Raw genomic sequence first — 3468 nt, 5'->3', positions numbered from 1 at the left:
AGCTTCTCATGCGATCGGATGGCACGAGGGATCGACTTGGGATTCTGACTCAGGGTAATTGTCAACCTAGCGTGGGACTCGACGATGTCGTGGAGCATGCCGACGACGAGGGTCAACGTCTGACTCCCACTCAACTCGACCAGCAGCTCGTGGAATCGCGTAGAGAGTTCGGCAAAAGCAGGAGCGTCACCTTGCGACGCCTTCTCCTCCTCGATGTGAGCACGAAGCACCTCGACGACAGCGACGCCTCGCTTTTCCGCCAGCCGCCGGGCCACCGGCGGCTCGATCACCAGGCGTGCAGACTGCACGTCCTCAAGGGTTGTGCCCGAGTACTGCAGGAGCAGGCCCGCATAACGAGCGGCCACGCTTATATCCGGTGCATGAACGCGTGCCCCCCCACGCGAGCCTCGCGTGACGGTAATGAGCGACTCGACCTCAAGGATCCTGAACGCTTCGCGAAGTGTGGGTCGCGATACACCGAACTCGACCATCAGCTCGGCCTCTGACATCAACGCTTCGCCTTCCTCCAACTCGCCACGCACGATCTGGCGGCGGACACGGGCGGCGACCAGTTCAGCCGTTTTCGGCACCCGTACCGAAGGCACCTTTCGTTCCCTCATCCCCGTCCCAAGTCCGCTTTCCCGACTTTGCACCAACGCTTCTTCTCCTTGGAATTTCCGTGAACGATAGTACTGGAATACCAGCGAAACGGGGGCTATTTCGGATAGTTCTCTGCTGGGATTCGGGCCCACTCGGGTGCCAACCGGCACTCCAAACGAACGAGGGGCGACGCGCTTGCGCGACGCCGCCCCCCCAACCAACCGTTCATATCGAGCTTTTTCGGTCCTTAGCGACCCTGGCGTCGGGTGTAGAGCAGGCCGAGCATGCCCACGCCGGCCAGCAGACCCATCGCTGCCCCAGGCTCGGGCGTGTACGTGATGTCCCAGGTCCAGAGGATCGATACGCCACCAAGCCCTGCGAGACCTTGGCCAAAGCCCAAAATGGGCGTGACCATGACCAGGTGTCGCGAACTCCCGCCCACATCGGTACCCGTCCGACCAAAGCTGCTCGAGCCGGCCGTCACCTTCTGAGCGATGCTCACCGTGCCCGTGGTCCAGGGCTGGCCATACCAGCGATAGTGTCCAGTTAGAGTGACCGGCAAGGCTTGAAATTTATAAACCCGTGCGCTCTGTCCCACCTGACCGGTGTCCCCTCCGATCTCAAACCCCCCGCCCCCCGCTGCACTACATTCCCCAAAGGGATACGAGGGCGGGCAACGGCCATTAGTTCGGTCCACGAGACCTGTCGGGAAGATCAGGGTCAAGCGATTCGGCTGTTCGGTCAAGATCTTCACCGTTCCCCCGAACTGACGCGGACCCGCTGTCCCTTGCATGCGAAGGTTTGCATCCGTCATCACCGGCAACGACGGGAAGGTTACGGTCTTATTGTTGCCTTCCGCCGTGGTCGCCCCGAGAGCACTTGTGGCACCCGCGAATGTCCGGATCTGGTATGTCGACGAAGGAATCCCTGCGGCCGCGGGGTTGGCGACGTAGTTTCCCGGCCCACCGCCTGCCGACCAGCCGTTACCGCTGGCTGCCAAGGCGGGGCTATTCCTGCCCCTGAAAGCCGACATGATGCTCTGAATGCTAGGAAGAACACCGCTCGGCAGAGTGCCCATGGTACTCAGTGTCCACTGCGAGCCAGGCATCTGAATCGCGTCACCCTGGGCCGTACCGCCCCAGAGCACAGCTCCCCCCGTGTTCGCGGGCTCTATCTGGGCCCCACCCGCCAAACCGGGATATGGTCGTCCAGCACAAGGAGCCACGAGAGGCCCGCAAGTCTGACCACCGGCTGTGACCACCGTGGTCGTCAGCGCGTTGGCGCCAATCGGCTCAAATTCGGACCAAGTACCTGTAATAAAACCGTCCACGAACCGTACCTGTGCTGTGACCGGAGTGGCCACCAACCCAAACAATAATGCTATGCCCGCCATGGCGAGCAGACGAAGATTCGTTTTTTCCCTGACCATATTGGCTCCTCCGTTGTGACCGCGATCGTTGTGGCCTAGTTCGGACTTACGCGACCTCCGCGTACGACCGAAAAGAACCATGCCTCTCAATCAATTTCCCCTGAACGGGCTTGGATGTCAAGAGAAATATATACAATTTATATAACTAAATAGAAATTCTCCCCCTCGGGGACCATTCCGCTAGCGCCCGTCTCTCACGGGGTCCCAGACGACGCGCGTACCCATTCCGCCCTGAAAAGTAAAAAGGCCCGGCGTGTAGCGGAAGTTCGCGGTCTGGGGGCCCTCCGCAGAGCCTGCCCCCGCACTTCCCTGCACGGCACCGCTCCCCACCAGCAGATACCCCGCTAAATCCAGGAACATGACGAAGCGCAGCGGACCCCGACGCCCCGCGTCCACCTCAAAGGAAACGCGAGGTCCCAAGTAATGGTAGGTTCCTGTGCTCGCCATGTTTAAGCTCAACGGGATCGAGGTCGCTGCCCCCGCGGCATCCACGGGGAGTCCCACCACCTGGGAATTGAACTTCATCGCCTGCCCGAAATAATCAAGAGAGGGCCGGAATCGCACTGAATACTCGTCCGTCGGAAGTTGAAACGAAACGCCCAGCGAGGCGCTCCACTGATGGCTGATATCGGTTTCGAATTTGAACCCGAGTCCTTGACTGATGAGACTCGCCGGGACCGCGACCGGTCCGGGATTGCCCTCCTGAAGAAAGACCCTGTCTGACGAGGGCACAAGCTGGTAGGAGACCTCCATAAATGGCCGTGCATCTCCGGGGAGGCCCTCAATTACCGGCGCTGAAACCTCAAGACCGATTGGAACCGAAATACCAAAGAGGCTCGAGTCAAGCCGAGCGTTGGGCACCAAAGGCGTTGTGTCGACTTCGTTAGTCTCGCGCGTCGCCAACGTACTCTGAACGGACCCCACCGCGCTCTGGTGCCTCGCCTCGATGCTCAGTGACAAACTGCTCGTCCAGCCCGGGTTCTCTGGGGCCTCCGCTTCTGTCGCCTGATCAGCCCGGACCTCGCCCCCGGCACCAATACCAAAAGCAGACAGAGCAAGGAAGACTACGAACCAAAGACCTATCCGCACTCTCGTGTGCATGCAATTTCCTCTCATTCGATCTGATAACCCAGTGCCCGGAGTTGATTCAGCATCATGTCGTCGAGTTCCACTTCTTCCACCTGCCATGGAGACTCTGAATCGATCTGGTACTCCTCAATGCGCCCCTTGAGAAGCGCGCTCAATTCGGGCTTCTCGCCCGAAATGTCATTTTGCTCGCGGCGATCCGACGCAAGGTCGTAAAGTTCAAATTCGCCCGTCTCGCCCACATGTCCGCGGTGATCATCCATGGTCACGGCAAAGATCCGACTCGACTCCGCCCGAGGACTGCCCCACCCCGTGTCCAGCAGCGCGACTGCACGCGCCCGACTGATATTCAA

At 60.1% G+C, this 3468-nt stretch carries 4 protein-coding genes; all 4 read right to left on the bottom strand.

The window, feature by feature from the left end; all coding sequences use genetic code 11:
- The coding region (locus OSA81_13520) for a GntR family transcriptional regulator (protein ID MDE0900020.1) at window positions 1-620 on the bottom strand (620 nt) is incomplete at its 3' end.
- A 227-nt stretch (window positions 621-847) separates the two neighbouring features.
- Window positions 848-2029 carry a hypothetical protein gene (locus OSA81_13515; protein MDE0900019.1) on the bottom strand — a complete coding sequence of 394 codons (1182 nt, stop codon included), beginning with the start codon at window positions 2027-2029 and terminating at the stop codon, window positions 848-850.
- A gap of 180 nt (window positions 2030-2209) precedes the next feature.
- The gene (locus OSA81_13510; GenBank protein MDE0900018.1) at window positions 2210-3130 is read right to left on the bottom strand and encodes a hypothetical protein; all 921 of its coding nucleotides are present in this window, start codon (window positions 3128-3130) and stop codon (window positions 2210-2212) included.
- 11 nt (window positions 3131-3141) lie between these two features.
- Window positions 3142-3468, bottom strand: a 327-nt coding sequence (locus OSA81_13505; GenBank protein MDE0900017.1) for a hypothetical protein, incomplete at its 5' end; no start/stop codon positions are given.

Source organism: Longimicrobiales bacterium (assembly GCA_028823235.1).
In the GTDB taxonomy this organism is placed as follows: domain Bacteria; phylum Gemmatimonadota; class Gemmatimonadetes; order Longimicrobiales; family Gaopeijiaceae; genus UBA2589.
This window is presented reverse-complemented; position numbering and strand designations above follow the sequence as displayed.

What these genes read in the sequence shown, in the direction of transcription:
- OSA81_13515 (MDE0900019.1), bottom strand. Translation starts at nt 2,029, where the DNA reads ATGGTCAGGGAAAAAACGAATCTTCGTCTGCTCGCCATGGCGGGCATA.
- OSA81_13510 (MDE0900018.1), bottom strand. Translation starts at nt 3,130, where the DNA reads ATGCACACGAGAGTGCGGATAGGTCTTTGGTTCGTAGTCTTCCTTGCT.